The sequence below is a fragment of the Nocardia sp. genome, assembly GCF_025465275.1.
Classification (GTDB): domain Bacteria; phylum Actinomycetota; class Actinomycetes; order Mycobacteriales; family Mycobacteriaceae; genus Nocardia.
Window position 1 is genome coordinate 1 of the sequence record NZ_JAODNK010000048.1, and the last position, 26,541, is coordinate 26,541.

Below are 26,541 nucleotides of genomic sequence, written 5' to 3' on the forward strand. Positions count from 1 at the left end.
CGGCCGGTACCTCGAGCGCGCAGGGAGAACGGACAGGAAACACTTCCGGAGTCCGAACGGGCAGCGCAGGCCGAGGCCCTGCGGCGGGCCGCGACCATCGTCGCCGATCGCCTGAGACTGCGTGCGAGGGCGGCCACCGGTGCGGCCGCGGAGGTATTGACCGCGAATTCCGCCATGGCCACCGACCGCGGTTGGCTGGGCGCGGCCGAGAAGCTGATCGCCGCGGGCACATCCGCGGCCGATGCGGCGGAAGCCGCGACCGAGCAGTTCGCGACTATGTTCGCCAAGCTGGGTGGCCTGATGGCGGAACGGGTTACGGATCTGCGCGATGTCTGCGACCGGGTGGTGGCCGAGCTGCTGGGTGCGCCCGAACCCGGAATCCCCACTCCGGCGGGGCCCGCCATTCTGGTGGCGACCGACCTCGCACCCGCGGACACCGCCGGGCTCGACCCGACTCTGATTGTCGGACTGGCCATGTCGCTGGGCGGGCCGACCAGCCATACGGCGATCATCGCCCGCCAATTGGGAATTCCCTGCGTGGTCGCGGTCGACGGTCTCGACGAGGTGCCCGCCGGGACGGACCTGCTGGTGGATGGCGCACAGGGCCGGGTCGTCGTGCGCCCGGAGCCCGATGCCGCCGCTGCGGCGGTTGCCGGGTATCGAGTCTCGGCCGAGCGCGCCGCGCGCTGGTCCGGTCCCGGCGCCACCGCAGACGGGCAGCGCGTCGAGGTACTTGCGAATGTGCAGGACGGTGCGGGAGCACGGTCCGCCGGACAGAGTCCGGCCGAGGGTATCGGCCTGTTCCGCACCGAATTGTGTTTCCTGGAACGCGAATCCGAGCCGTCGGTGGCCGAGCAGGCGGAGCTGTACGGCGAGGTGCTCGACGCCTGTCCGCAAGGGAAAGTGGTCATCCGCACCCTCGATGCGGGCTCGGACAAGCCGCTGCGCTTCGCGGCACATCCGGAGGAAGCCAATCCCGCACTGGGCGTGCGTGGTATTCGAATCGCCGCGCACGACAGCGGCATTCTGGATCGTCAACTCGATGCCATCGCCACGGCGGCACGTGGGCGCGAACGCATTCCGTGGGTCATGGCTCCGATGATTTCGACTGTGGCGGAGGCGAAGTCGTTTGCGGCGAAGGTGCGCGCACGCGGACTGGTGGCCGGCGTCATGATCGAGGTCCCGGCCGCGGCGCTCCTGGCCGAGGAGATTGTCGAGCAGGTCGACTTCGCCTCGATCGGCACCAATGATCTGGCGCAATACACCATGGCCGCCGACCGCTTGTCCCCGCAACTGGCCGGGTTCACCGATCCCTGGCAGCCCGCCGTGCTGCGGCTGGTGGCGCAGACGGCGGCGGCCGGGCAGCGGCTCGGCAAGCCGGTGGGCGTGTGCGGTGAGGCCGCGGCCGATCCGCTGTTGGCCTGTGTGCTGGCCGGTTTCGGCATCACCTCACTATCTGCGGCTGCCTCGGCGGTCAGTGCGGTCGGGGCTGCCCTGGCCACCGTCACCATGGACGATTGCCGCCGTGCGGCCGCGGCTGTGCTGTCGACGACGGATCCGCACACCGCACGCCACGCCGCGGCAGCGATCATCCGGCTCTGATCGGGCGCGGCGTGAATCCCTCATCGAGATAGACCGTTTCGCCGCCGCCGCGGCAGATCCGCTGCGGCGGCGGCGATCCGGCATCACTCAGACGTGAACGTTGCCAAGGACAGCCTGGATCTCGCCCGGCGTTTGTGCCGCACGCAGGCGCTCGATCTGGTCCTTGTCCACGAACACCTGAGCGACGCGGGTCAGCAGCGCCAAATGATCGTCCCCGGCCCCGGCGATGCCGATGACGAACTCGACCGGCTTACCGTTCCATTCGATGGCCTGCGGGTAGCGCACCACCGAGATTCCGGTGTGCCGGATGCTCGTCTTCGCCTCATTCGTGCCGTGCGGAATGGCGAGCCCATTGCCCATATAGGTCGATACCGACCGCTCCCGTTCATGCATGGCCTCGACGTAGGACCCGTCGACCGCTCCTGCCGCGACCAGCAATCCGCCGGCCTCGTCGATGGCATCGGCACTGGTCCTGGCGGTGCCGGAGAGCACGATCGAATCCAGGGCGAGCATTGCTCCGTCCGAACCGGTTTCCGGCTCGGCCGGTTCCGTCTCGTCCGGCGCGGCTGCGCTGTCGGCACGGCTGACCAACCCGACGATCTCGTTGTACTCGGGGCTGTTCATGAAGTCGTCGACGGAGACGTGGATGGCGGACGGTGTCCGTTCGCGCGCTCGCTCGGCGAGGTCCGTATGGGTGACAACGAGGTCGTAGCTGTCGGTGAGGCTCGCGATCGCCTGGTTGACAACACTGACCTCGGCGAATCCCGCGTCCCGAATCTTCTTGCGCAACACCGAGGCTCCCATGGCGGAGGAACCCATTCCAGCGTCACAGGCGAAGACGATGGTGGAAATCGCCGCCGGGACGGCCAAGGTGGTCGTCGTCTGCGAGGTGTCGCCGAACCCCGAAGGGACAAGGGCGGCAGAGGCAATGGAGCGTTTGCCCTTCATCGCCTCCATGGCGGCGGTGGCTCCGGCCAGATCGGACTCGCCGGTGTCACGGTCGGTCCGCAGCAGCAGCGCGGCGACCACGAACGACACTCCCGCCGCGCCGAGTACGGACAGCGTCACGCCGAGATAGCTGTCGCTGGCCGTCTGCGCGTACACCGCGATGATGGAACCGGGCGCGGCGGGCGCACGCAGGCCGGAGCCGAACACCACATTGATGAAGACACCGGTCATGCCACCGGTGATGGTGGCGAGGATCAGCTTCGGCTTCATCAGCACGAAGGGGAAGTAGATCTCGTGGATGCCGCCGAGAAAGTGGATGATGATCGCGCCGGGCGCCGACAACTTCGCCGCACCCTTGCCGAACAATGCGACGGCCACCAGCAGTCCCAGTCCCGGACCCGGGTTGGCCTCCAGCAGGAACAGGATCGACTTGCCGTTGGCACTGGCCTGGGTGGTGCCCAGGGGCGTCAGGATGCCGTGGTTGACCGCGTTGTTCAGGAACAGCACCTTCGCCGGTTCGATGAACAGCGAAGTCAGCGGCAGCAGATCATGATTCACCAGGAAATTGACGGCATTGCCGGCCACCCGGCTGAACGCGGACACCAGCGGACCGATGCCGAAAAAGCCGACGACCGCCAGCATCGCGCCGCCGATACCCGCCGAGAAGTTGTTCACCAGCATCTCGAAACCGGGGCGAATCTTGCCGTCCCACAGCGCATCCAGCTTCTTGATAGCCCACCCGCCGAGCGGGCCCATGATCATCGCACCCATGAACATCGGCACATCCGCGCCGGCGATCACGCCCATGGTGGCGATCGCACCCACGACGGCGCCGCGAGTGTCGTAGACGATGCGACCGCCGGTCGCTCCGATGAGAATCGGCAGCAGATAGGTGATCGTCGGGGCGACGATGCCGCCGCTGGCGTAGTCGCCCCAGCCGCCGATATGGGCGACCCAGCTGCCCGAACCCCAACGATCGGTGAGGGATTCGATCCAGCCTTTCTGGATGAACAGGGCCGTGAGCAGGCCCCACGCGATGAAGGCGCCGATGTTCGGCATGACCATGCTGGACAGGAATGTACCGACTCGCTGCACGCGCACTCGTGCGCCGCCGCGGGTTTCCGGTGGGGAGATAGACATATGACTTCCTCTGGAAAACTCGACCGAGCGTGTGACCCCGGCCACATCTCTTGCAGTAGTAGACCGCACAATCGGGCACAATGACAAGAGATCGGGCACAAATGGGCACAGATTCCTGTGGCTTTACGCCCGCATGACCGTTACGGTGGACTCATGAAAGCCCTGCGCTACTACGCACCAGAGGACATTCGCCTGGAGGACATCGCCGAACCCGAGTGCGGTCCGGATGAGATCAAGCTCCGGGTGCGCAACTGCTCGACCTGCGGTACGGATGTCAAGATCCGGCACAACGGCCACCAGAACCTCACTCCCCCACGCACACTCGGCCACGAGATCGCCGGCGAGGTCGTCGAAGTCGGCGCAGCGGTGCGCGAGCTGTACGGCACGGAATGGCACATCGGAGACCGCGCGCAGGTCATCGCCGCCGTGCCCTGCGGCAAGTGCTACGAGTGCGACAAGGGCTGGATGGCGGTCTGCCAGAACCAGACGTCGGTGGGATACCAGTACGACGGCGGCTTCGCCGAGTACATGATCGTGCCCAGCCAGGTGCTCCAGGTCGACGGCCTCAACCGGATCCCCGCCAATGTCGGATTCGACGAGGCCTCGGCGGCCGAACCGCTCGCCTGCGCGATCAATGCACAGGAGTTGCTCGGGATCGAGGCAGGCGACACGGTCGTGGTCTTCGGCGCCGGCCCGATCGGTTGTATGCACATTCGCATCGCGCGCGGTGTACATCGTTGCGGGCCGGTGTATCTCGTCGATGTCAATGCCCAGCGGCTGGCACTGTCGGCGGACGCGGTCCGGCCCGACGAGGTGATCAATGCCGCCGAGGTCGACGTCGTAGCGCGAGTCATGGAGCTGACCGGCGGTCGCGGCGCCGATGTGATCATCACTGCGACCGCCGCCAATATCACTCAGGAGCAGGCCATCGCCATGGCCGCGCGCAACGGCCGCATCTCCTTCTTCGGCGGCCTGCCCAAGACCAACCCCGTCATCACCTGCGACTCCAACGTGGTGCACTACCGGCAGCTGCATATCCACGGCGCCAACGGATCCGCGCCCGCACACAACAAACGTGCCCTCGACTACATCTCGACGGGCCAGGTACCGGTTAAGGATCTCATTACCGACCACATCCCACTCGACAATGTCCTCGACGCCTTCTCGATCGTCGAGAGCGGCGCGGCCATCAAGGTCACCGTGGAACCCTGAAATCGACGGAAGGCGGGGAGTCAGGCCTGCAGGCCGACCTCGACCTCCAGGTTGAGGGTGATCTTGTCGCCGACCACGACGCCGAACACGACTGCCGCCCGCCGACGTCGGCGCTAGCTATTGCAAGCGGTACCGGAGCGGTTGTTCAATGGAGCGATGATCAATGGAGATCGCGGAGCCGCGACGGTGTCGCTGCCGAGTCAGGGCGCGATTCTCGCGTTGAATGCCACGCTGCGGCCGCTCGGTGCGGTCCTTCCCGCCAATCGGTTCGGTGTCGGGGCGGCGCGCCTCGGGTTGGCCGCCGTCTGCCGAATATGGTTCGACCCCAAACTCGCACACCGGCCCGTGGACGAGCAAGGACCGCGCGGCCGGACCGTCGGTGAGTGGGTGGGCGAACCACCGCAGCCCGGTGAACCTTTGGTCTACTACCTGCACGGCAGCGGTTATGTCGGCTGCAGCCCCGCGACGCACCGGGGTCTGGTGTCCGAACTGGCGCGCCGGCTCGAGCGGTCCGCGTTCGCGCTGCGCTACCGCCTCGCCCCCGAACACCGGTTTCCCGCCGCGCACGACGACGTCCTCAACGGATATCTGTGGCTGCTCGAACAGGGGCACGCCGCCGAAGACATTGTGGTGATAGGCGATTCGGCCGGTGGGCACATGGCGCTCGGATTGTGCGTGCAGCTGCGCGAACTCGGGCTGCCGCAACCCCGCGCGGTGGTCTGCTTCTCCGCACTGGTCGACGCGACCTGGTCGCTGGCCGATCAGCGCCGCACCCAGGTGCGGGACTCGTTCATGTCGCTCGGATTGGCCAGCCGCATGACCGGCCTCTACACCGGCACAACACATTTCGACGATCCACGCCTCGCCGTCCTCGACGGTGTCGGCCCGGACCTCCCGCCGATCCTGTTGCAGGCGGGCGGCAGCGAAATGCTCAGCGCCGACGCCGAAGCATTCGGCGCCGCACAACGCGCCGCCGGCGGACGTTGCGAGGTGCAGCTGTGGCCGGGCATGTTCCACGTCTTCCAGGTGGGTCATCGCCTCCTCCCAGAGGCGCGCGCGGCACTCACCGCCGTCGAACGATTCATCGCCGATATCGAAACCACCACCGGCACGGACCGGCAACGCTCGTCGACCGTGATCTGAGTGGTTCGGAACCATCCCGTGCAGAACGACGTTGAACGCGTTGCGGAGTCGTACTCCGAGAAGTTCGGCGGCCCGGAGGCAGGTCGCCGTAATAAATCGATGGGAGAAGCACAATGGGTGTCAGTCTGACCAAGGGCGGCAACGTATCGCTGACGAAGCAGGCCCCGAACCTCACCGCGGTGGCCGTCGGCCTGGGCTGGGATCTGCGGACCACCACCGGGACCGACTTCGACCTGGACGCCAGTGCCATTGCGCTGAACCCGGAGAAGAAGGTCGTCTCGAACGGGCACTTCGTCTTCTTCAATAATCTGAAGTCGCCGGAAGGCAGCATCGAGCACACCGGTGACAACAAGACCGGTGAGGGCGAAGGCGACGACGAGATCATCAATGTCGACCTCGCCAACACCCCGCCGACCATCGACAGCATCGTCTTCCCGGTCTCGATCTACGAAGCCGACACCCGCGCGCAGAGTTTCGGCCAGGTCCGCAATGCCTACATTCGCGTGGTCGACCGCGCCAACGGCACCGAACTGGCCCGCTACGACCTGTCCGAGGACGCCTCCACCGAAACCGCCATGGTCTTCGGCGAGCTCTACCGCAATGGCGCCGAGTGGAAGTTCCGCGCCACCGGCCAGGGCTACGCCTCCGGCCTGGCCGGCATCGCCACCGATTTCGGCGTCAGCCTCTGACCCCACCCGCTGAGCTGCGGCAGATTCCGGGTACCGGGTCTGCCGCCGCGCGGAACAGCACGTATAGGAGATTCCGATCGGTTCGGCCGTGCCGTTCGGGGTTGTGCTCGGCGATGATGAACGGGTGATGAGCCTTTCGACCGCCGGGGTAGCGGCGTTTTCCGGTGCCGTGCTGATCGGGGCCGAGATCCCCGGCGAGTACCGGATCGATCGGTCGGGCTACGACCCGTCGGGTGCGCCCGAGATCGTGGTGCTCGCGGCCGACATCGACGATGTCCGCCGAGCGGTGACTCTCGCGACGGAACAAGACCTTTCGGTGGTGGTTCGGGGCGCCGGAAGCGGATTGGCGGGTGGTGCGTCGGCCGGTGCGGGCACGCTCGTGCTCGATGTCAGTGGGCTGCGCCGGATTCTGGAGATTTCGGCCGTCGACGAGTGGGCGGCGGTCGAGGCCGGGGTGAGCGGGGCAACGCTGGACGCAGCGGCCGGACTGCACGGTCTGCGCTATGCGCCCGATCCGGCCAGCATCGCCATCTCGACCATCGGTGGCAATATCGCTACCAATGCCGGTGGCCTGCGCTGCGTCAAATACGGGGTGACCGGTGACGCGGTGCTCGGACTCGGTGTCGTCCTTGCCGACGGCAGCCTCGTGCACACCGGTCGGCGGACCGCGAAAGGTGTTGCGGGGCTGGATCTGACCAGGCTGTTCACCGGCTCGGAGGGGACGCTGGGGGTGATCGTGGAGGCGGTGGTGCGGTTGCAGCCGATTCCGGTGCAGACCCTCACCGTGGCGGCTTGGTTCGATGATGTCGAGCAGGCGGCATCCGCCACGGCGGCAGTGCTGGCCGCACGCGTCCGTCCCGCGATGCTGGAGTTGTTGGACGAGGCATCACTGCGGGAAGCTCAGGATCTACTCGGTGTGCGCACCCAGGCCGCCGGTGCGTTCGTGGTGGCGCAGGCCGACGGATTCGGTGCTCGCGCGGAAGCCGGAATCATCTCGGATGTCTTCCGGCAGTACACCTCTCGCATTCAAGTGGGCGATGACGCCGAGGCCGCCGCCGAACTGCTCGCGGTCCGCCGAGCGGCCCTGCCCGCCCTCGAACGGCACGGGCGGGTCCTGATCGAGGACATAGCGGTGCCGCGTTCCCGAATCGCCGAGGCGGTGCGCCGGATCACCGAGATCGCTGCCCGCCACCACAGCCGCATCTACACATTCGGGCACGCGGGAGACGGCAATCTGCACCCGATCATCGTGGTGCCCGGCGACGATACCGGCGCCGCTGCTCGCGCGACGCGGGCCGCCGACGAAATCTTCGCCACCGCATTGGAATTGGGCGGCACCATCACCGGCGAACATGGTGTGGGAGTGCTCAAGCGGCAGTGGCTCGAACGGGAGCAGGGACCGGACGCCTTGCGGGTACAGCGGCAGATTCGCCACGCGCTGGATCCGAACGGGCTGTTCAATCCGGGAAAAGCATACTGACACAGCATGATTGCGCCGACGCGCCGCGGTTCCACCGCTGACGCGCCGGCAACCCGGTCAGGCCTCGAACCCGGTCGCGACCGGCCGTTCGGCTTCCGAGCTCCATTGCGACCAGGAACCCGGGAAGAGCGCCGCGTCTATCCCGAGCACCCGCAGGGCGGCGATATCCACGGCCGCGGTGACTCCGGAGCCACAGTAGGCGCCCACCCGATCGGCATCGCGGACCTGTTTGAACAGCGCTTCCAGTTCCGCTGTCGGACGGAAGAATCCGTGTTCGTCGAGAACCGATCCACTGGGCACATTCCGTGCGCCGGGCACATGGCCCGGTACCGCATCGACCGGCTCGACCTCGCCGCGGAACCGCTCGGGCGCACGCGCATCGATCAGCGCACCGTCGGCGGCCAGCACCGCCGCCTCGTCGGCGCTCAAAGTCGCTGCCGCACCGGCATACAGATCATCGTGGGCGATCCGCACATCACCGGGCCGCGGGTGCACGGCGCCGGCGGCCACATCGTGCCCGGCCGCCACCCAGGCGCCGAGGCCACCGTCGAGAATGCGGACATCGGTGATCCCCGCCGCCCGCAGCAGCCACCACGCCCGCGCCGAACCGGCTCGATTCCAGTTGTCGTACACAATGATCGGAACACCCGCCCGCACGCCCCAGCGCCGGGCCGCGGCCTGCAGCGCCGATCCGGACGGCAACGGGTGACGACCCCGCCCGGCCAGCGCGTGATCGGAGAGCTCGGTCTCCAGATCGACATACACCGCACCGGGAATGTGGCTCTCGGCGTATATATCTCGCCCATCCGGGCGGTCCAGCTGCCACCGCACGTCGAGCACGACGAGCGGCTCGACCGCGGTGATCCGGCTCGCCAGTTCGTCGACGGTGATGAGAGTTTCGGTACGGGAAGGCATCAGGCGACTCCTCGCAGTCGTCGTCCGGTCACGGAACGGTAGTGGGCGGTAATGGTGTCGACCGCGGTGCGCTCGATATCGTGGGGCAGCCCGCGTCGCGCGACCAGTCGCACGTCGATCGAGCCCATCGCGGGCAGCGCGGACACCTCGGCCACACCCTCCGGGATGGCGGTGTGGAACGGCAGCAGGGCGATGCCCAGTCCGGCCTTGGCGGCGGCCAATACACCATCGAGATTGCCCGATTCCGCGGTCACCGACACCTCGTAGCCGAGCTCGGTGAGCCGCTGCACCGCACGCCGCCGCAATCCGCACGGCTCCTCGAAGGCCACCAGCGAGATAGGCTCGGGCGGGCACGGCAGCTGCCAGCGCGGCCCGGCCACCCAGCGCAGCCCGAGCTCGCCGACCTCGCTGCCCACCGGATCGCCATTGCCGCCCAGCACAACCGCGAAATCGAGGGCGCCTTTGAGCACCGAATCGGTGAGTGTGGTCGAACGGTCGATCCGGAAATGCAGATAGGTCTCCGGATACGCCGCGCGCAGTACTCCGAGAAGTTCGGGCAGCAAACCGTCGGCGGAATGCTCGGTGGAACCGATACTGATGCGCTGATGATCGACGGGCGCGAATCGCGCGAGCATTTCATCGTGCACCGACAGCAGTGCGCGGGCCTCCACCAGCAAGCGTTGCCCATCGGCGGTGAAACGGGAACCGCGGCCGTCCTTTTCCAGCAGGGAAAGCTTCAGTCGCCGCTCCAGCAGGCGAATGTGCTGGCTGACCGAGGGCTGGCTGAGGTGCAGGGCATCGGCTGCGCGACGGAACCCGCCGGTATCGGCGATGGTCACCAGCGTGCGCAGATGCGTCAGATCCAGCGGGTCCGCCATGTTGCATTCCACCTTGCGTAGGCACGACAGGTTGAATTCAGCCAACTACATTCCGCTGCTTTTGTGTACCGTTCGAATCTGCGAGATCGAAATGGGTCGAATGGATTTCGACTATCGGTTGCTATCGGCAATACGAATTGAAATCGATGAAAAGAACTCTGGTTTCGGCGGGCCTGTGCTCCATAGCATGGCCGCAGCGCATCGAGCGCCGCCTCCCGAGAGGAATTCCATGACTGCCGATCCCGCCGCGGATGCCGTGCCCGCCACTGCGGCCACAGAGGTTGAATTCATCAGCCTCACGCATACCAATGCCTCCACCGAGCTCGTGCCGATCCCGTCCCGGGGCATCGACCTGCCGTTCGTGCGCCGGTACGTGCGGACGCTCGAGGACGGCGGATTCGACGCCACCCTGCTGCCGTACGGCTCGGCCTCGGCGGACTCGTTCGTCCTCGCGGCGGCGGTGGGACAGGTGAGCGAGCGGATCAAGCCGATTGTCGCGGTCCGCCCGAACACGGTGTTCCCGACGGTCGCGGCACAGCAGCTGGCCACCCTCGATCAGCTGACCGAAGGGCGCGCGGTGGTGCACCTGATCTCCGGTGGCAGCGATGCCGAACAGGCGCGCCAGGGCGACTACCTGCCCAAGTCCGAAAGATACTCCCGCACCAGCGAATTCGTCGATGTGCTGCGCCGGTCCTGGACCGAGACGCAGCCGTTCTCCCACGCGGGCGAGCACTACCGGTTCGACGATTTCGGTCCGGGCTTCCCGCCGTACGCCGCAGCCATTCCGATCTCGATCGGCGGGCAGTCCGATGCCGCCTTCGATATCGGCGGGAGCAAGGCCGATATCTTCTCGTTCTGGGGAGAACCGCTGGCCGACATCGCAGCTCAGATCGCCCGCGTGCACGGCATCGCGGCGGCGGCCGGGCGCGCCGACCGGCCGCGCATCTGGGTGACCTTCCGCCCCATTATCGATCGCACCGACGAGCTGGCCTGGGCGAAGGCGCACGACTATGCCGAGCGAATCTCCCGCACCTTCGAGACCGGCGCGTTCCGCAAGGGGAACAAGGCCGCACCGCAGAATGTCGGCTCGCAGCGGGCGCTGGAATTCGCGCAGCGCCAGGAGATCTACGATCGCGCGCTGTGGACCCGGACCGCGGCGGCCACCAATGGCCAGGGCGCGTCGACGGCGCTGGTCGGCAGCCCGGAGACGGTGGCCGCGGCCATTCTGGACTACATCGACCTCGGCGCGAGCCTGGTCTCGATCCGCGGTTACGACACCGTCAACGATGTCATCGATTACGGGCGCTATGTGCTGCCGCTGGTCCGGCAGGAACTCGAGCACCGCCGGGTCACCGGTCGGCGCGGCGCCCTGCAGGGCGAGCATCTGGGCGCACTGGCCACGGCAGGCCGGTCGTGACCACCGTTACCGGCCGCACGCTGACCGTCCCCGACACCTCAGCTGCCGCGCTCGCCGCGCTGACCGCCGAAATCGCCACCACCGCAGCGTTGTACGACCGCAGCGGAGCGGTGCCGGAGGCCGGTCTGCTGGTGGCGCATCGCGGCGGCTATCTCACCGCCACGGTCGCCGCGCGGTACGGCGGCCCCGAATTGGGCCACAGCGAGGTGGTGCGGATTCTGGTCGCGATCGGCGAGGGCGATCCGTCGGTGGCGCTGCTGGCCGCCAATAACCTGGGCGCTCATCTGGCCCAGGCCGCCGCCGGACACTGGCCGGAGGATCTCTACGCCGAGCTGGTGCGCCGCTCCGCCGAAGCGCCGACGCTGGTCAATGCGGTGCGCGCCGAGCCTGAACTGGGAGCGCCCGCTCGCGGCGGCCTGCCGGCCACCACTGCCCGCCGCACCGCGAACGGGTGGATTCTCGATGGGCGCAAGACATTCGCGACCGGTGGCAGGGCCCTGGCCTATCACCTGGTGTGGGTGGTGACCGACGAATCACCCGCCCGGGTGGGACATCTCATCGTTCCCGCCGACACCGAGGGCATCACTTGGCACGACACCTGGGATCACCTCGGGCTGCGCGCGTCCAATACCCACGACGTCAGCTACTCGAATGTCGCAGTGCCGCTGCGGAATTTCTCGGAGATACCGTTCCAGGACGGCGTCTACCGCGATCCGGCGGTCGCCACCGGTCCCGCCTCTTTCGGGCACGCCGCGCTGTACGTGGGGGTGGCGCGGGCGGCACGGACCGCCTTCGCCGAGTACGCGCGCACCCGCGTGCCGACCGCGCTCGGCAAGCCCATCGCCGAGACCGAACGCATCCAGGTGGTGGCCGGTGAGATCGAGACGCAGATCGTGCAGGCCGAGACCCTGCTGTACGGCACGCTGCATCGGCTGGCCGCCGGTGACCCCGAAGCGGCACAGCGTCTTTCGGCGGTGAAGGTGCTCATCTCCCGGTCGGTGATCGCGGCGGTGCAGACCGCGGTCGCCGCACTCGGCAATGCCGCGCTGACCCGGCACCACCCGCTCGAACGTCACCTGCGCGATGTGCTGTGCGTCCGGGTGCACCCACCGCAGGAGGACGCCGCCCTGCTGAGCACGGGCCGGTCGGTCCTTGCTCCCGATCTACCCCGAGGAATCACCCCGCGATGACCACTACCACCCGCACCGCCCGCAGCCCGCGGAAGATCGGAAGGCGCAGCGCCGCAGCCGTTGCCGCCGCCATGACCCTGCTGGTCAGCGCCTGCGGCGGCAACAGCACAACGGCCAGCGGGCCGTCCGGGGAGGGTAAGGACCCGGTGCGCGGCGGCACCCTCAATATCGCGTTCTGGCCGGACAATGCGGCCTTCGCCTGCATCGACCCCTTCCAGACCTACTGGATCGAACACCGCTCGCTGATCCGCAATTTCGCCGACTCACTGACCGACCAGAACCCCGACACCGGGGAGATCGTGCCCTGGCTGGCCACCGCATGGCAGATCAGCACGGACGGCCTCGACTACACCTTCACGCTGCGCGACGGAGTGACCTTCGCCGACGGCGCACCACTGGACGCGGCGGCGGTGAAGACGAACTTCGACGGCTTCCTCGATGTGGCCCACACCTCCAATGGCACCGCCTACGGCGCGAGTTACCTTGTGGGACTGGACTCGACGCAGGTGATCGACCCCAAGACGGTGCGATTCCACTTCAGCCGGCCGAATGCCTCATTCCTGCAGGCGACCTCGACGACCAACCTGGCGCTGCTGTCCCCGGCCTCGTTCCAGAAGACGGCGCAGCAGCGCTGCCTCGGCGATGTGATCGGATCGGGTGCGTTCAAGCTCGACAATTACACACCGGGACAGGGTGTTTCGCTGAGCCGCCGCACCGGCTACCGCTGGCCGTCGCCGTTCAACAAGAACAAGGGTGACGCGTACCTGGACAAGATCCAGGCCGGCTATGTCGCCGAGGACGGTGTGCGCACCGGCAACCTGGTCAGCGGGCAGATCGATATCGCCTGGCCGCGTAACCCGTTCACGTTGGAGGACCGCGACCTCATCGGCCGCTCGGGTGCGTACCTGCGCTCGCGCTCCCTGCCGGGCGTCTCCTACACGCTGTATCCGAATGTGAGCGAAGGTCATCCGCTGGCCGACGATCAGGTGCGGCAGGCGCTCTACCACGCCGTCGACCTGAAGACTTTCGCCGCAACAACTTTCGGCTCGGACTACCCCGTGGTCGGCGGACCGTTCGACAGCACCACGCCGTACTACGCCGCCCAGACCGGCAAGCTCGCCTACGACCCGGCACAGGCCGGAAGCATTCTGGACGCGGCGGGCTGGAAGCTCGCCCCCGGTGACCAGTACCGCTCCAAGGACGGCAAGCGGCTGACACTGACCTGGCCGATCGCCCCGGGCACCACCGGTTCGGAGCTGTTCCAAGACCAGCTGCGCAAGGTGGGCATCGAACTTCAGCTGAAGACGATCACGGCAGCCGAGCGCAATGCGGTCATCAGCGGCGGCCAGTACGACCTGCTCGACACCTACTTCACCCGCGCCGATCCCGGTGCGCTGCAATTCATCCTGGTGGAGGCGCTCGCCAATTCGAAAGCGCTGGCCCGCAATGCGCAGAAGCCCGATACCGCCGCCCGGATCGCCGACCTGTTCAGCCGCGCCGTGCAATCGACGGATTCGGCTGTGCGCCAGCAGATCTACGGCGAGCTGCAGGGTGTACTTGTCGACGCCGGCGTCACCTTCCCGCTCTTCGAGCGCGTGCAGTACGCCGGAATCCGAAACCATGTCAATGGTTTCCGCTTCACCTCCGAGGCCTTCATAGATTTGGACGACGTCTGGATCCAGCCGTGATTCGCTACCTGGCCGGCCGGATCGCGCAGGCGGCAGGGGTGCTCTGGGCGGCGTTCACGGTCACCTTCGTGGTGCTGTACCTGCTGCCGAGTGATCCGGTATCGATCCAGCTCAGCGCCGCCGGTATCGAAACCGATTCGCTCACAGCGGCGCAGCTGACGGCGGCCAAGGCGAAGTACGGGCTGGACCGGCCGGTGCTGGAGCAGTACTTCTCGTCGCTGACGGGCGCGCTGCACGGCGATTTCGGCACCTCGATCGCCAAGCAGGTGCCGGTGAGCCACCTGCTCGCCGAACGGATCGGCGGCACACTGACACTCAGCCTGCTCGCCGGTCTGCTCGCGGTGCTGCTCGGCACCACGGTGGCCTACCTGGCCGCTTTCGTGCGCCTCCGGCCCGTGCGAATCCTGCTGGACCGCGCGCCCGCGCTCGGTGTCGCGGTGCCGTCGTTCCTGGTCGGGCTCGTGCTCATCCAGTACTTCTCCTTCGACCTGGGCTGGCTGCCGTCCTCGGGCAGCGGTAACTGGAAATTCCTGGTGCTGCCGGTGATCACCATGGCTCTGCCCGGCGCGGCCCAGCTGGCGCAGGTGCTCGGGCGCAGCTTCCAGGAGACACTGCGGGAGCCGTACATCGAGACCGCGCGGGCGAAGGGGCTCTCACGCGGGACGGTGCAATTGCGACATGCCTTCCGCAATGCCGCACTGCCCGCGCTGACCATTGTCGGAGTCCTGGTGGGCCTGACCGTGACCAGCGCGATCGTGGTCGAAACCGTATTCAACCGCAATGGCATCGGCCGGCTGGCCCAGGAATCGGTACTGGCCAAGGATGTTCCGGTGGTGCAGGCGATCGTCGTGATCGCCGCCGCGGGATTCGTGCTGATCAATCTTATCGTCGATCTGCTCTATCCCCTGCTCGATCCCCGCATTGCCCACCCCGCGCACGCAGAGGTGAATTGACGTGGTGCAGAACCTGATTACCGCCGTGGGCGACGCGAGCGCTCCCGTGACCGCCCGGACCTTCGACGATTCCGGTCTCCTCGGCGCGGCTGCCGAGGGCCGGGTCCGGTCCCGCTCGCGGGCGGTGCTGCTCGCCCGCCGCCCCGGCTTCGTGCTCGCGAGCCTGCTGGTCGCCTTCGTGATTGTGGCGGCCTTCGCACCCACCCTGTTCACCCATCACGACCCGTACGCCACCGCACCGGCCGAGCGGCTGCGATCCCCCAGCGGCGCACATCTTTTCGGCACCGACGAGCTCGGGCGCGATCTGTGGACGCGCACGCTGTTCGGGGCCGATCTCACGGTCAAGGCCGCGCTCATCGCGATAGCCATCGGACTGTGCGCGGGACTGCTGCTCGGCGTGGTCTCCGGCTTCCTCGGCGGCTTCTTCGACGCGCTGATCATGCGGGTGGTCGATGTACAGCTGGCAATTCCGGGCATGCTGCTGGCCCTGGCCATTGTCACCGCGCTCGGCTTCGGCACCATTCCGGTCGCCATCGCGGTGGGAGTGGCCACGATTCCCGGATTCGCGCGCACCGCCCGGGCGGAGGTGCTGCGGGTGAAGACACTGCCGTATGTGGAGGCCGCCCGCGCGGGCGGCGGCTCGTGGCCGCGGGTGCTGATCCGGCACGTGCTGCCCAATTCGTGGGGATCGGTGCTGTCACTGGCGGTACTGGACTTCGGGACGGCGATCATTGCCGTTGCCGCACTGAGCTTCCTGGGCTTCGGCGCCGCCCCGCCGCGGGCGGAATGGGGATCGCTGGTGGCCGGTGGCCGGAGCTTCCTGGTGACCGCGCCGTGGGTATCGCTGCTGCCCGGTGCGGTGGTGGCGGCCACGGTGCTGGCGCTGAACCATATCGCTCAGACGCTGCGGGAGGTGCGGCGATGACCCTCGCCACCACGGCCGAGCGCGAGCGCACCGGCACACCGATCGTCGAAATCGACAGTCTCGCAGTGGGATATGTGCGCGGTGGCGCGGTCGAACCGGCGGTACACGATGTCACCCTGGCGGTGCGTCCCGGCGAAATCGTCGCGCTGGTAGGTGAATCCGGATCGGGTAAGTCCACCACCGCCCATGCCGTGATCGGACTGCTGCCCGATGCCGCGCGAATCACCGGTGGATCCATCAGAGTCGGCGGAGTCGAAATCGTCGGCGCTCGGGAGAAACTGGTGCGCTCGCTACGCGGCTCGACGATCGGGCTGATTCCGCAGGATCCCATGCTCGGCCTCAACCCCACTCAGCGCATCGGTGCTCAGGTCGCCGAAGCCGTGCGATTGCGCGGCCTCCGAGGTGCGGCCGCGGATGCCGAGGTTCTCGACGTACTGCGCACGGCCGGACTGGACGATCCGGAGCAGCGCCTGCACCGCTATCCGCACGAATTGTCCGGCGGGCAAAGACAGCGGGTGCTGATCGCCATCGCGCTGGCCGGGCGGCCCGAGCTGATCATCGCCGACGAACCGACCAGCGCGCTGGATGTGACCGTGCAGGCGCGCATTCTCGATCACCTGGAATCGCTGGTGCGCGAAAGCGGCATCGCGCTGCTGATCATCACCCACGATCTGGCCATCGCCGCCGACCGCGCCGACCGCGTGGTGGTGATGCGGCAGGGGCGGATCGCCGAATCCGGCACGCCCGCCGAGATTCTCGTGCATTCGGAGAACGCCTACACCCGCCGGCTGATCGCGGCCGCGCCCGCACTGGCACACGGCGGCGTGGTGCAGCCGCGCTTCCGGCTGTCGGACCAGGAGGCGCGGGCGGGCGAGACGATTCTCGAGATCGACTCGGTGACAAAGGAATTCCGGGCCCCGCGTGGCGGTCGGGGGCACCGCGTGGTGGCGCTCGACGAGGTGTCGGTGCGGGTCGCCGCGGGGCGCACGCACGCCGTGGTCGGCGAATCCGGTTCCGGGAAGACCACCATGCTGCGCATTGCCATGGGTCTCGATGCGCCCACCTCGGGCTCGGTGCGGTTCGACGGCACCGATATAGCGGGACTGTCCTGGCGGCAACTGCGACCGCTGCGGCGGCGGTTCCAGCTGGTGCACCAGAATCCGTTCGCCTCCCTGGATCCACGATTCACGGTGCGCGACAGCATTATCGAACCGCTGGTGTCCTTCGGGATCGGCAGCCGCGCCGAGCGGCACGCCCGCGCGACCGAACTGCTCGACCAGGTGGCGCTGCCGCGCACCGCGCTGAACCGGTTGCCCGAGGAGCTGTCCGGCGGGCAGCGGCAGCGGGTCGCCATCGCCCGGGCGCTGTCGTTGCAGCCGGATCTGGTGCTGCTCGACGAACCGGTGTCGGCGCTGGACGTCTCGGTTCAGGAACAGATTCTGGAGCTGCTGCTGGATCTGCAGCAGCGGCTCGGCCTGGCCTATCTGTTCGTCTCGCACGACCTGGCGGTGGTCGCACAGATCGCGCACACCGTCTCGGTATTCGACAAGGGCAAGGTCGTCGAATCCGGTTCCCTTGCCGATGTTTTCGGCACTCCCGCACATGTGTGCACGCAGCGGCTGCTCGCCGCGATACCCGGCCGCCGGGCGCCGTCCGGCCGCACTCCCACCGATCTCGTCGAAAGGCATATCCCGTGACCGCAACAACCGGCACCTGGGCGGCCGACTGGCAGCAGTGGCGCACCGAGCGCAATGCCCAGGCCACCGATGAACACGGCATTGCCGCAGCCACCGGCACCCACTGGCTCAGCGATACCCCGCTGGAGATCGAGGGTGTGCCGGGTAGCTGGGTCGCCACCAACGGGCGGGCCGTCGGCAATGGGCCCGGACTGCATCTCGAACTCGCGCCCGGGGAACGGCATCGCAGCGGAGACCTGGTGCTGCAACCGCTGATTCGCGCCGGTGCGGTCGCACTGCGGGTGTTCGACCCGCAGGCCGCGACCCGGACCGGCCTCCAGGGGATCGCCGCATTCGATCCGGACCCGGACTGGGTGATTGAGGGGGTTATCGAAACCCCGTCGGCGGCACTGGAACTCGATCACATCGACGGATTCGTCAGCGACAACACCGGTGTGAGCATCCGGCTGCCGATCGACGGCCGGGATCTGGTGCTGTGGGGCGCGGCCACCCTGTCCGGAGATATCCAGATCACCTTCGCCGACACCACCAATGGTGCTGAGACGCAGCGGTTCCGGTTCTTGACGGTTCCCGCTCCGGATGCCGAAGGACACATCGTCGCGGACTTCAACCGCGCCTATCTGCCGCCGTGCACCTTCACCGATCACTACCTGTGCCCCCTGCCGCCGGCGGAGAATCGGCTGGACTTCCCGGTACGCGCCGGCGAAACCCGACTGCTGCGGGCGGACCGATGACCCGGTACGTCATTGTCGGCGCGGGCGCGGTCGGGGTGAGCCTGGCCGTCGAGCTCGGCGATCGTGGCCACGAGATCCTGCTCGTGGCCCGCGGCGCGACACTGGATCATCTTGCGCGGCAACCGCTGTCGTATCACTCCCAAGCCGGGCACCGGGAGGTTCGGCTACCGGTCGCGGCGCTCACCGACGACCTCGGGCTGCGAGTCGGCGATATCGTCGTCTTCGCGGTGAAGTCCCAGGATCTGCCAGCCGTAGCGCCCGCCATCGCCTGGCGGGACGTCACCGACGCGCACGGCCGCATCCGGGGCCTGGCAGCCGATCTGGTGCCGGTAGTCACCGCACAGAACGGGCTGGACGCCGAACGCACCGCGGCCCGCTGGTTCGACACTGTGCTGGGCGCGGTTTTCCTGATCTCGGCCCAGCACGTCCGGACTGGTGAGGTGCGAGTGGGCGGGCACCCGTACGTGGGCGGTGTCATCGCCGGTATCGCGAACGCCGCCTCGCCCGCCGCCGGTGAGCAGCCCCTCCAGACCTTCACCACAGACCTGCAAGCCGCGAACTTCAGAGCCGAAGCCGTCACCGATATTCGCGCCTACAAAGCAGCCAAGATCCTGCTCAGCGTGAACAACGGCATCGCGATCTTCGCCGGCGACCGCACCCTCAAAGACGCAGTCAGCGCGGCCCTGACCGCCGAAGCCAAGACAGTTCTCGCAGCCGCAGGCATCACCCACCACAACACCACAGACCTGACCCTCGACCCCGCCCAGGAGAACTTCACCGAACGCTCCGGAGTGATCCCCGGCAGATCCTCCACCTGGCAGAGCTTCGCCCGCGGCACCTCCGCCAACGAGGTCGACTACCTCAACGGCGAAATAGCCCTCCTGGCCCGCCTCCACCATGTCCCCGCCCCCCTGAACGCCCGCCTCCAACAGCTACTCGGCCGAGCCACCCATTCCGGCGGCGGCATCGACCTCCCCGGCCTGGGCGCCCTCGCCGCCCTCCTCCCCGCCAACCACACCTGACCTCCCAATTCAGGAGCCCGACAACTTCCGCATACGGCAGATCATCGCCTCAAATGTCGGCAAATCATCGCCTGAGTGGTCGGCAGATTATCGGCTTACCTGTCGGCAAAGTATCGAGTAGGCCTCATCGAAACCTTCGTCCTCGGTGAACTCACCCGCCAGCTCACCTGGAGCCGAACCATGGCTCAGCTTCATCACTACCGCGACCGCGACGGCTATGAAGTCGACGCGATCCTCGAGGATAACGCCGGCCGCATCATCGGCATCGAGGTCAAAGCCTCCGAAACCGTCCGTACCGACGACTTCCGGGCCCTCCGCATCCTGCAACGCCGCCTTGGCGACCGCTTCCACGCCGGATACGTCCTCTACTGCGGAGACCAGCAACTCCCCTTCGGCGACAATCTGACCTGCCTGCCCATCAGTGCACTGTGGACCACACCACCGGCATAGCCAGAGCGATCGGCAGAAGCCCTAACACTCGGGGATTGCGGTGCCCCGGTCGGGTAGGGCTTCGGGGTTCGATCGCAGGTACTCGAGCCCCTGCTTCATGTAGACGCGGGGGTTGAGGTCGAGGTGTTTGGCCCACAGGGGTTTCCGGTCGCCGCGCAGGGTGGTCCAGCAGGCCAGGGCGTAGCCGAACATGGGCTGGGAGAGATAGCCGAGACTTTGGGAACGCCACCCGTGCCGGGATTGCGAGAACTGGAATGCGGCATTGGCGGTGAACACTCCGAGGCCGAGGTAGACCGTGGCCAGGTCGGTCAGCTGCTCGTTGTCGCGGCGGGTGTGGTCTATGCGGTGCTCACCGAGGAGGCGTTCGTGGGCCAGTTCGTGGGCGACAGTGGCGACCAGCGTCACCGGGGAGCGCATGTGCGCCATGTCCAGTGACACCACCGCGCGACCGGGCTCCAGCCGGTAGTGCCCGGCCTCCCCGTGCGTGGATCCCGCCAGGAAGGCGACATTGTCCGGCAGGCTGTCGCCGTCCGAATGCAGCTCCACGACAATGCGATCGCGGCGCACACCCATATAGCTGCTCACGCTGCCGACCAGTGCCCGGATCTCCTGCTCGGTCCCGGTGTAGGAGCCGGGAAAGAAGTCGGGGGTCGGCAGGATCACGGGCGTTCGCAGTGTTCGAGGGCCGAATTGGGCTGCGCACCAGCTCATCATCTCTTCGACCCACAGCCGCTCCAGCTCCCCTACCGGGCACCTGGGCTTGAAAATTCCCACGCCACAGTATGTCCGCGCCGCGAGCAAATTTCCTGTCCGAGAATGCCGGTCCCTGGCCGAACCCGAACCCGCCGAGTCGGACCACCCCGCCGGGTGCCGTGCGATCTCATCTGGTGGCTCCCCGATTGACCAGCGCATCAGGGGTTTCGTATGGTGATGTGAGCGATGATTCGAGGAACCCGGTGCAAACCCGGGACGGTCGCGCCACTGTGAGCACTTCCCCTGCGGAGGTGCGAGTCAGACACTCGAAGAGCCGTGCAATGCCCACCACCGGGGACGCGTAAATCCCCGCCAGGTTCAGGAGAGTCTCATGGCTACGTCTTACGTCCCCCAGTCCGGGGTGGAAACACTCTCGCTCCCCACAACGGCCATGTGGCTGGCCGGCACCACCTTGCTGGCGCTGCTCGCCTACTACTTCATCGGCATCGATCAGGGCGCGGTCTCGATCTTCGGAAGCGATACGCATGTCCACGAGTTCGTGCACGACGCCCGGCATTTCCTCGGCTTCCCCTGCCACTAGCCAGGGAAACGAGTCGGCACAATGGAAAAGCGAATCATCTTCCGGGGCCTGCTGGTAGGGGCACTCGGCGGCCTTCTGGCGTTCCTGTTCGCCCGCATCCTGGCTGAACCCATCATCAATCGCGCCATCGATTACGAGAGTGGCCGCGACAACGCCCAGATGGCCTTGGACAAGGCCGGCGGCCATCCGATGGCCGATATGGGTACGGAAATCTTCAGTCGCGACATCCAGTCCACTACCGGTATCGGCTTCGGCATGGTCCTGTTCGGCATCGCCATGGGCGCGCTGTTCGCGACGGCGTACTGCGTCTGCGTCGGCCGGGTCGGCAAGCTCACCCCGCGCAATCTGGCGCTGGTGGTTGCCGGCGGCATGTTCCTGGTGTTCTACGGTGTCCCATTCCTGAAGTACCCGGCCAATCCGCCGTCGATCGGACATCCGGACACCATCAAGGAGCGCACGGGTCTGTACGTGGCAATGATCGTGATCACCGGTATTCTGCTGCTGGGCGCGATCTGGCTGGGCCGCAGACTGCAAGCGCGACTGGGCAACTGGAACGCGACGATCGTGGCGGGGCTGGCCTTCGCGGTGGCGATCGGCATCGTGATGGCCCTGCTGCCGTCACTCGGTCAGCTCTCGGCCAACAAATCCGAGTTCGGTGATTTCGCGACGGAGACCCCGCAGCCACTGACCGATGCGTCCGGCAAGATCGTCTACCCCGGGTTCCCGGCCGACGATCTGTTCTTCTTCCGGTTCTATTCCTTTGCCGCCCAGCTGATTCTGTGGACGGTCATCGGAGTCGGATTCGCCACGCTGGCGCCGCGGCTGTTCGGCCGCCAGACCAGTCCCGCACCGATCGTCGCGGCGGCTTCCGCCGCATGAGCGCAGTTACCCGGCTCACGCTGATCTCGCACGCCATGACCGAGGCCATGGCGGCAGCGCGATTTGCCGCTGACGAACCACTCAGCGAGCTGGGGCTGCGCACCGTGCAGAAAGCTGATCACAGCACCCTCCGGGCCGACCTGATCCAGGTCGGCCCGGAGGCCCGCACGGCCCAGACCGCGGCCCAGCTGGCATTGACCGGCAGCACGGAACCCGCACTGCGCGATCTGGATTGCGGCAGCTGGACCGGCTCCGGCATGGCGGACCTGCAGCCCGAACAGTTGATGGGCTGGCTGACCGACCCGAATCATGTTTCACACGACGGGGAATCGATCACCGATCTCATCGAGCGCGTCCGCGCGTGGATGGACACCCTCGTGCAGGATCCGCAGCGCATCCTCGCGGTCACGCACCCCGCCGTTGTGCGCGCCACCATCCTGATCGCGCTGTCCGCTCCCGCAACGTCCTTCTGGCGCATCGACATCCCACCGCTCAGCGCCACCACCCTGCACCAACGCGGTGGCGCCTGGACCTTGCGCGAGACCGCACTGCCCCTCTGATTCCCCGGAATCTACAGCGGGTCAAGGTATTTGGACGGGCGTGCTGTTCGATGAAGGGGATATCGAACAGCACGCCCGCACCGGAAAGGATAGCGGCAAAGGGCGATTTCGTCAGGTGCTGGTTTCGCGGCTGCGCACCGCGGGCACGATCGGCGACCTGTGGTAGGCGGTGGAAACCGCTACCAGCCAGGTGATTTCGCCCATGAAGGTCGGGCGGGCGGGGCGGCGGAAGGTCTCGCCCCGATCGATCGGAGTCGACCCGTTCCGGTGGGAATCCAGCGCATATGCGATGCGCGCCGCCTCCAACGCCGCCTCCCGTTCACCGGCGGGGATATTCAGCTCGTCGGCGACTTGCTCTGCGCGAGCGGTTATTTCGGGGCTCAGATGCGTTTGCAGGAGCAGTAGGGCGTCACGGATCTCGATGACCCGGCGGTACAGCCGATCCCGGGAGACACCACGGGCGCTCGGCGCCGTACGCGTGACTTCGGGGGCGGCCGCACTCAGTGCCGACCAGAGCGGATACAGTCGGGGATAGGCGCGAATGCGCTGCACACCGGCCATCGCCTGCGGTAGCAGCGAGGGGCACAGGTAGCCGATCAGCATGATGGCCGCGCCGATACTGGCGAAGGCGGGGGCGATGTCGATATTCAAGTGGCGCGCCGAGATTCCCGCCCACGCGGCCACCAGGGCGATGACCTTGCCGATGCTGTAGCCGACCGCGATGACGGAGCCCGAGGCCAGCAGGCGCAGACCTCGGCGCAGCCACGGCTGTTCTCGCGCGTGCGGCAGCCAGGTGCGGCACAGCATGATGATGCGCAGCAGCGCCAGCGTGTACGCGCAGAGGTAGACGGCGAGAAAGGCGTCGACCATCGAGGTGGTCGCATAGTGATAGTCGAAGTCGGTGGCGTGGCTTTCGTCATGGACCGGCGCTATGGAGAACAGCACGGCCATGGTCACCACGACGGCCACGTTCACCAGTGTCACGCTGCGGCCGTTGATATGTGCGTTCGTATCAGCGGGAGCATTGGGCACGATCAGATACGTCGTCCAGACGATCTGCGCCATGACCGCGGTGGTGATGGCCGAGTAGACGATCAGCGTCGCCAGATTGGGTATCCCGCTGACCCGGCCGATCCGCTCATAGGTCTGCGGCACCGCGGCCTCGAAACCTATTGCCGTGCAGGCGATGGCAACAACGACCGCCCAGCGGGCCGTGGCTTGCGGATTGCGGGCGGCCAGTATCAGCCGCCACAGGCATACCCCTGCGGCCAGCGCTCCGACACTTCCGTAGACGAGGGCGAATTGCACTGCTATCAGTCGATTCCAGGTCCGAAGGTGTCGAGCAGACTGCGAATATCGGCGGGTGCGTTATCGGGCAGCACCCATTCCGCGCGCGGCGTCCAGCGCGTGATGTGGTGTGCCATGAGCAGATCGGCGATGTGCTCGGCCTCCTGCTCCTCCCGCTCCGAGGAGCAGGTGCGGCCCAGCATGCGGCGCACGACGGCGGGATCGATATTCGGGGCGAGCAGTCGCAGTGCGTCCTGCCCGGTCACCGTGACGGGCTCGTGCCCGGCCAGCAGATGCCCGAATTCATGGCAGACGATGTGATCCTGGTGCAGTTCGCTGGTATTGCTCTGGTAGGCAAGGAAATCGATATCCCGCGTCACCAGCAGACCACCGGAGAGCCCGGCCACCGGGAACGGTTCCGGGCGCAGCCGCAACGGCCGCCCGCGCCGCCGGGCCAGGGTCTCCGCCAATTCGGTCACCGTGAATCGACTGGGCAGTTCCAGCCCGCGCAGCTCGCGCCGCAGCCGGCGATGATCCATCATCGGACGTTCATTCTCCGAGCCCTCCCAGACCGCGATCCGCATGGCTCACAAGTCTTCCCCGTAGTTCTCCGACTCGATGCGCCGCAGCACATCGAGCATGGCCGCGATGGTGTCGGCCCGCACCGTACCGTGCGCCAGCCCGTCGCGCAGCACCAATTCGAGTGCCGCACCATCGGCTTTTCCCTTGAGCGCGTTGACCAATGCCAACTCGCGGCCGCGCGCGACGGCAAGTTCGGGATTGGTGAGCGGATCGAGACTGTCCAGGCCGAAGTACAGGCGCAGCGCCTCCAGCGTCTCGAACGACGGGTTCACCGTCTGCCCGGTCCGCAACTTCCACAGATAGTTCGCCGAAAGGCCGACACCCGTGGTGCTGTGAATATCCTCGGCCAGCGCGCGGTGGGTGATCTCCACTTCGCGGCCGTCCCTGGTCACGGGCGGATGCATGCCGCCGATCAGGCTGTTGAGCGCACTGGTGAACGGATGCTGTTGCGCGGCAACCATTCTAATCTTGTCTCCTGCAGTTGACAGTCGAGGTGAGCTCGATCATATACTCGTGCCTACTTCGTTATCGATCGCCGATATCGCTGCCTCCGAAGGGGAGGGCAGCGGAGCCGGTGAGTGCGAAGTCCCGGATGGGGCGACCAAAGCTGCTCGCCCCATTCAATAGCGCTCCCCTGCTCGCACCGGCAGCGTGAGCGGACCACGATGGCGGAAGCCCGATCGCCAGGGCACGTCCCGATCATCAATGGTTGCATGCAATTTCGGCCAGCGGGTGTAGATCTGTTCGAGAACGGACGCGAGCACCGGCCGCAGCAATCCGGCGCCGACACATGCGTGCGCGCCGTGGCCCAGCGCCACATGCGGATTGGGACCGCGCCACACATCCAGTTCCGCCGGGTCGGAAAACCGCTCCGGATCGTGATTCGCCGACGCCAGGCACAGCAGCACCGTCTGCCCCGCCGCGATCACCTGACCGCCGATCTCCAGATCGGTGACCGCGAAGCGCGGTCCGGCCAGCACCTGCGGCGACAGGAAGCGCAGCAATTCATCGACCGGCCCGGACCGATCGGGAACCGACATCATTCCCGCGAGCTGTTCGGGCCTACCGGAAAAGACGAGCACCGCCCCGGCGATCACGTCCATCAATACCTCGTACCAGACGAACAGCAGGTAGAACAGCAGTCCGGCAATGTCACCGGAATCGGTTCCCGCACTGTCGATCTCGGCGTGTACCAATCGGCCGAGCATCGTATCTTCGCCGTCCTGCAGCCCTCGCGCGATCACCGCCGTGATGATCTCCTGCATCGCCGCCAGCGTATCTCGTGCTCGCGGAAGGGAATCCGGCCGCATCGTGGCATTCGCCCACGCCGCCAGCGCATCCCGTTCGGTATCGGGCAATCCCAGCAGTTCCGCGAGAATAACCGCGGGCAGCGGCAATGCCACCCGCTCCACAAAATCGAATTCGTCCACGCCGTCGAGCTCCGCCAGGCACTTCCCGACCAGCAGCGCCGCCCGATCGGTCCATTCCCCGGCCTGGCGCAGCTCACCGACCACCCGGCTGCGCAGCCGTGTCCACTGCTCCGGCTCGCTGCGCTGGAACACGTCCAGCGGCGGCGGAACCGCGAACCCGCGATAGTCCTCCCCCTGGCTGTAGCGCAGATTCGTGGACAGCCGGGACATCCGCATAACGCGTCACCAGCCATGCCGGTGGCCCGTCCGGCGTCGCCACTCGATGCACGCCGCCGCCGTCCCGCAGCGACCGCAGTACCGGCCACGGTTCCCGCGCGAATTCCTCATCGAAGATGCTCAACACCCACCCATCATCTCCCAAGCCGCCCAACAGGTCTCGACGGGAACCACGCCCACAACGGGTGGACCCGTCTCGACATCGGCATG

General features: G+C 67.1%; 25 protein-coding genes and 1 riboswitch. Of the genes, 17 read left to right on the forward strand and 8 right to left on the reverse strand.

From position 1 onward, the window contains the following. A partial coding sequence (locus tag JWN03_RS10170) for a phosphoenolpyruvate--protein phosphotransferase (protein WP_297613125.1) occupies positions 1-1,602 on the forward strand: 1,602 nt, incomplete at its 5' end. 87 nt (positions 1,603-1,689) lie between these two features. On the opposite strand, the gene JWN03_RS10175 is transcribed toward JWN03_RS10170, so the two are convergent. After that, on the reverse strand, positions 1,690-3,690 hold the full coding sequence (locus tag JWN03_RS10175) for a PTS mannitol transporter subunit IICBA (RefSeq protein WP_297613127.1): 2,001 nt from the start codon (positions 3,688-3,690) through the stop codon (positions 1,690-1,692). Positions 3,691-3,843: 153 nt separating this feature from the next. Between JWN03_RS10175 and JWN03_RS10180 the strand changes: the two genes are divergently transcribed. The 4 genes from JWN03_RS10180 to JWN03_RS10195 all read left to right on the forward strand — a co-directional run bounded on the left by JWN03_RS10180 (position 3,844) and on the right by JWN03_RS10195 (position 8,214). After that, on the forward strand, positions 3,844-4,902 hold the full coding sequence (locus tag JWN03_RS10180) for a zinc-dependent dehydrogenase (protein ID WP_297613129.1): 1,059 nt from the start codon (positions 3,844-3,846) through the stop codon (positions 4,900-4,902). Positions 4,903-5,058: 156 nt separating this feature from the next. Beyond that, the gene (locus tag JWN03_RS10185; RefSeq protein WP_297613131.1) at positions 5,059-6,045 is read left to right on the forward strand and encodes an alpha/beta hydrolase; all 987 of its coding nucleotides are present in this window, start codon (positions 5,059-5,061) and stop codon (positions 6,043-6,045) included. 113 nt (positions 6,046-6,158) lie between these two features. Then, positions 6,159-6,734, forward strand: a complete 576-nt coding sequence (locus JWN03_RS10190; RefSeq protein ID WP_297613133.1) for a TerD family protein — start codon at positions 6,159-6,161, stop codon at positions 6,732-6,734. Positions 6,735-6,861: 127 nt separating this feature from the next. After that, the gene (locus JWN03_RS10195) at positions 6,862-8,214 is read left to right on the forward strand and encodes an FAD-binding oxidoreductase (protein WP_297613136.1); all 1,353 of its coding nucleotides are present in this window, start codon (positions 6,862-6,864) and stop codon (positions 8,212-8,214) included. A 57-nt stretch (positions 8,215-8,271) separates the two neighbouring features. Here JWN03_RS10195 and JWN03_RS10200 read toward each other — a convergent pair whose 3' ends face one another. Together JWN03_RS10200 and JWN03_RS10205 are read right to left on the reverse strand one after the other, a co-directional pair. Then, positions 8,272-9,129 (reverse strand): sulfurtransferase, encoded by an 858-nt coding sequence (locus JWN03_RS10200; RefSeq protein ID WP_297613138.1) that lies wholly within the window; start codon positions 9,127-9,129, stop codon positions 8,272-8,274. After that, a complete protein-coding gene (locus tag JWN03_RS10205) occupies positions 9,129-10,007 on the reverse strand; it encodes a LysR family transcriptional regulator (RefSeq protein WP_297613141.1) in 879 nt (292 codons plus the stop codon). The genes JWN03_RS10200 and JWN03_RS10205 overlap by 1 nt, the downstream gene beginning before the upstream one ends. Before the next feature lie 229 nt (positions 10,008-10,236). On the opposite strand from JWN03_RS10205, the gene JWN03_RS10210 reads away from it, so the two are divergent. The 9 genes from JWN03_RS10210 (at position 10,237) to JWN03_RS10250 (ending at position 20,083) form a co-directional block, all read left to right on the forward strand. Beyond that, positions 10,237-11,424 carry an LLM class flavin-dependent oxidoreductase gene (locus tag JWN03_RS10210; RefSeq protein WP_297613144.1) on the forward strand — a complete coding sequence of 396 codons (1,188 nt, stop codon included), beginning with the start codon at positions 10,237-10,239 and terminating at the stop codon, positions 11,422-11,424. After that, the gene (locus JWN03_RS10215; RefSeq protein WP_297613147.1) at positions 11,421-12,614 is read left to right on the forward strand and encodes an acyl-CoA dehydrogenase family protein; all 1,194 of its coding nucleotides are present in this window, start codon (positions 11,421-11,423) and stop codon (positions 12,612-12,614) included. The genes JWN03_RS10210 and JWN03_RS10215 overlap by 4 nt, the downstream gene beginning before the upstream one ends. Further along, positions 12,611-14,302: an ABC transporter substrate-binding protein gene (locus JWN03_RS10220; RefSeq protein ID WP_297613150.1), complete on the forward strand. Its 1,692-nt coding sequence runs from the start codon at positions 12,611-12,613 to the stop codon at positions 14,300-14,302. The genes JWN03_RS10215 and JWN03_RS10220 overlap by 4 nt, the downstream gene beginning before the upstream one ends. After that, on the forward strand, positions 14,299-15,255 hold the full coding sequence (locus JWN03_RS10225; RefSeq protein WP_297613152.1) for an ABC transporter permease: 957 nt from the start codon (positions 14,299-14,301) through the stop codon (positions 15,253-15,255). Before JWN03_RS10220 ends, JWN03_RS10225 begins: the two co-directional genes overlap by 4 nt. Position 15,256: 1 nt before the next feature. Further along, complete coding sequence (locus tag JWN03_RS10230; protein WP_297613155.1) at positions 15,257-16,180, forward strand: ABC transporter permease; 924 nt, start codon at positions 15,257-15,259, stop codon at positions 16,178-16,180. Continuing rightward, complete coding sequence (locus tag JWN03_RS10235; RefSeq protein WP_297613157.1) at positions 16,177-17,877, forward strand: dipeptide ABC transporter ATP-binding protein; 1,701 nt, start codon at positions 16,177-16,179, stop codon at positions 17,875-17,877. Before JWN03_RS10230 ends, JWN03_RS10235 begins: the two co-directional genes overlap by 4 nt. Then, on the forward strand, positions 17,874-18,611 hold the full coding sequence (locus JWN03_RS10240) for a DUF1684 domain-containing protein (protein ID WP_297613159.1): 738 nt from the start codon (positions 17,874-17,876) through the stop codon (positions 18,609-18,611). The genes JWN03_RS10235 and JWN03_RS10240 overlap by 4 nt, the downstream gene beginning before the upstream one ends. Beyond that, the gene (locus tag JWN03_RS10245) at positions 18,608-19,633 is read left to right on the forward strand and encodes a ketopantoate reductase family protein (RefSeq protein WP_297613162.1); all 1,026 of its coding nucleotides are present in this window, start codon (positions 18,608-18,610) and stop codon (positions 19,631-19,633) included. The genes JWN03_RS10240 and JWN03_RS10245 overlap by 4 nt, the downstream gene beginning before the upstream one ends. A gap of 75 nt (positions 19,634-19,708) precedes the next feature. After that, positions 19,709-20,083 (forward strand): DUF4143 domain-containing protein, encoded by a 375-nt coding sequence (locus tag JWN03_RS10250; protein ID WP_297613165.1) that lies wholly within the window; start codon positions 19,709-19,711, stop codon positions 20,081-20,083. A 21-nt stretch (positions 20,084-20,104) separates the two neighbouring features. Here JWN03_RS10250 and JWN03_RS10255 read toward each other — a convergent pair whose 3' ends face one another. Then, positions 20,105-20,746 carry a hypothetical protein gene (locus JWN03_RS10255; RefSeq protein ID WP_297613168.1) on the reverse strand — a complete coding sequence of 214 codons (642 nt, stop codon included), beginning with the start codon at positions 20,744-20,746 and terminating at the stop codon, positions 20,105-20,107. A gap of 283 nt (positions 20,747-21,029) precedes the next feature. Then, positions 21,030-21,104, forward strand: a riboswitch (cobalamin riboswitch). Positions 21,105-21,167: 63 nt separating this feature from the next. On the opposite strand from JWN03_RS10255, the gene JWN03_RS10260 reads away from it, so the two are divergent. Genes JWN03_RS10260 through JWN03_RS10270 form a run of 3 tightly spaced genes read left to right on the forward strand, consistent with a single transcriptional unit; the run spans position 21,168 to position 22,816 of the window. After that, positions 21,168-21,377, forward strand: a complete 210-nt coding sequence (locus JWN03_RS10260; protein ID WP_297613171.1) for a CbtB domain-containing protein — start codon at positions 21,168-21,170, stop codon at positions 21,375-21,377. Between the two features lie 21 nt (positions 21,378-21,398). Then, positions 21,399-22,256, forward strand: coding sequence for a CbtA family protein (locus tag JWN03_RS10265; protein ID WP_297613174.1), 858 nt, complete (start codon positions 21,399-21,401; stop codon positions 22,254-22,256). After that, entirely contained in the window at positions 22,253-22,816 is a 564-nt protein-coding gene (locus tag JWN03_RS10270; RefSeq protein WP_297613177.1) for a histidine phosphatase family protein, read from the forward strand. Before JWN03_RS10265 ends, JWN03_RS10270 begins: the two co-directional genes overlap by 4 nt. Before the next feature lie 111 nt (positions 22,817-22,927). On the opposite strand, the gene JWN03_RS10275 is transcribed toward JWN03_RS10270, so the two are convergent. From JWN03_RS10275 to JWN03_RS10290, 4 genes are all read right to left on the reverse strand, one after another. Beyond that, positions 22,928-24,124: an MAB_1171c family putative transporter gene (locus tag JWN03_RS10275; protein WP_297613179.1), complete on the reverse strand. Its 1,197-nt coding sequence runs from the start codon at positions 24,122-24,124 to the stop codon at positions 22,928-22,930. Positions 24,125-24,129: 5 nt separating this feature from the next. Beyond that, entirely contained in the window at positions 24,130-24,645 is a 516-nt protein-coding gene (locus tag JWN03_RS10280; RefSeq protein WP_297613181.1) for an ImmA/IrrE family metallo-endopeptidase, read from the reverse strand. 45 nt (positions 24,646-24,690) lie between these two features. Then, complete coding sequence (locus JWN03_RS10285) at positions 24,691-25,146, reverse strand: hypothetical protein (RefSeq protein WP_297613183.1); 456 nt, start codon at positions 25,144-25,146, stop codon at positions 24,691-24,693. A 159-nt stretch (positions 25,147-25,305) separates the two neighbouring features. Next, positions 25,306-26,331: a cytochrome P450 gene (locus JWN03_RS10290; RefSeq protein ID WP_297613185.1), complete on the reverse strand. Its 1,026-nt coding sequence runs from the start codon at positions 26,329-26,331 to the stop codon at positions 25,306-25,308. Positions 26,332-26,541 lie beyond the last annotated feature (210 nt).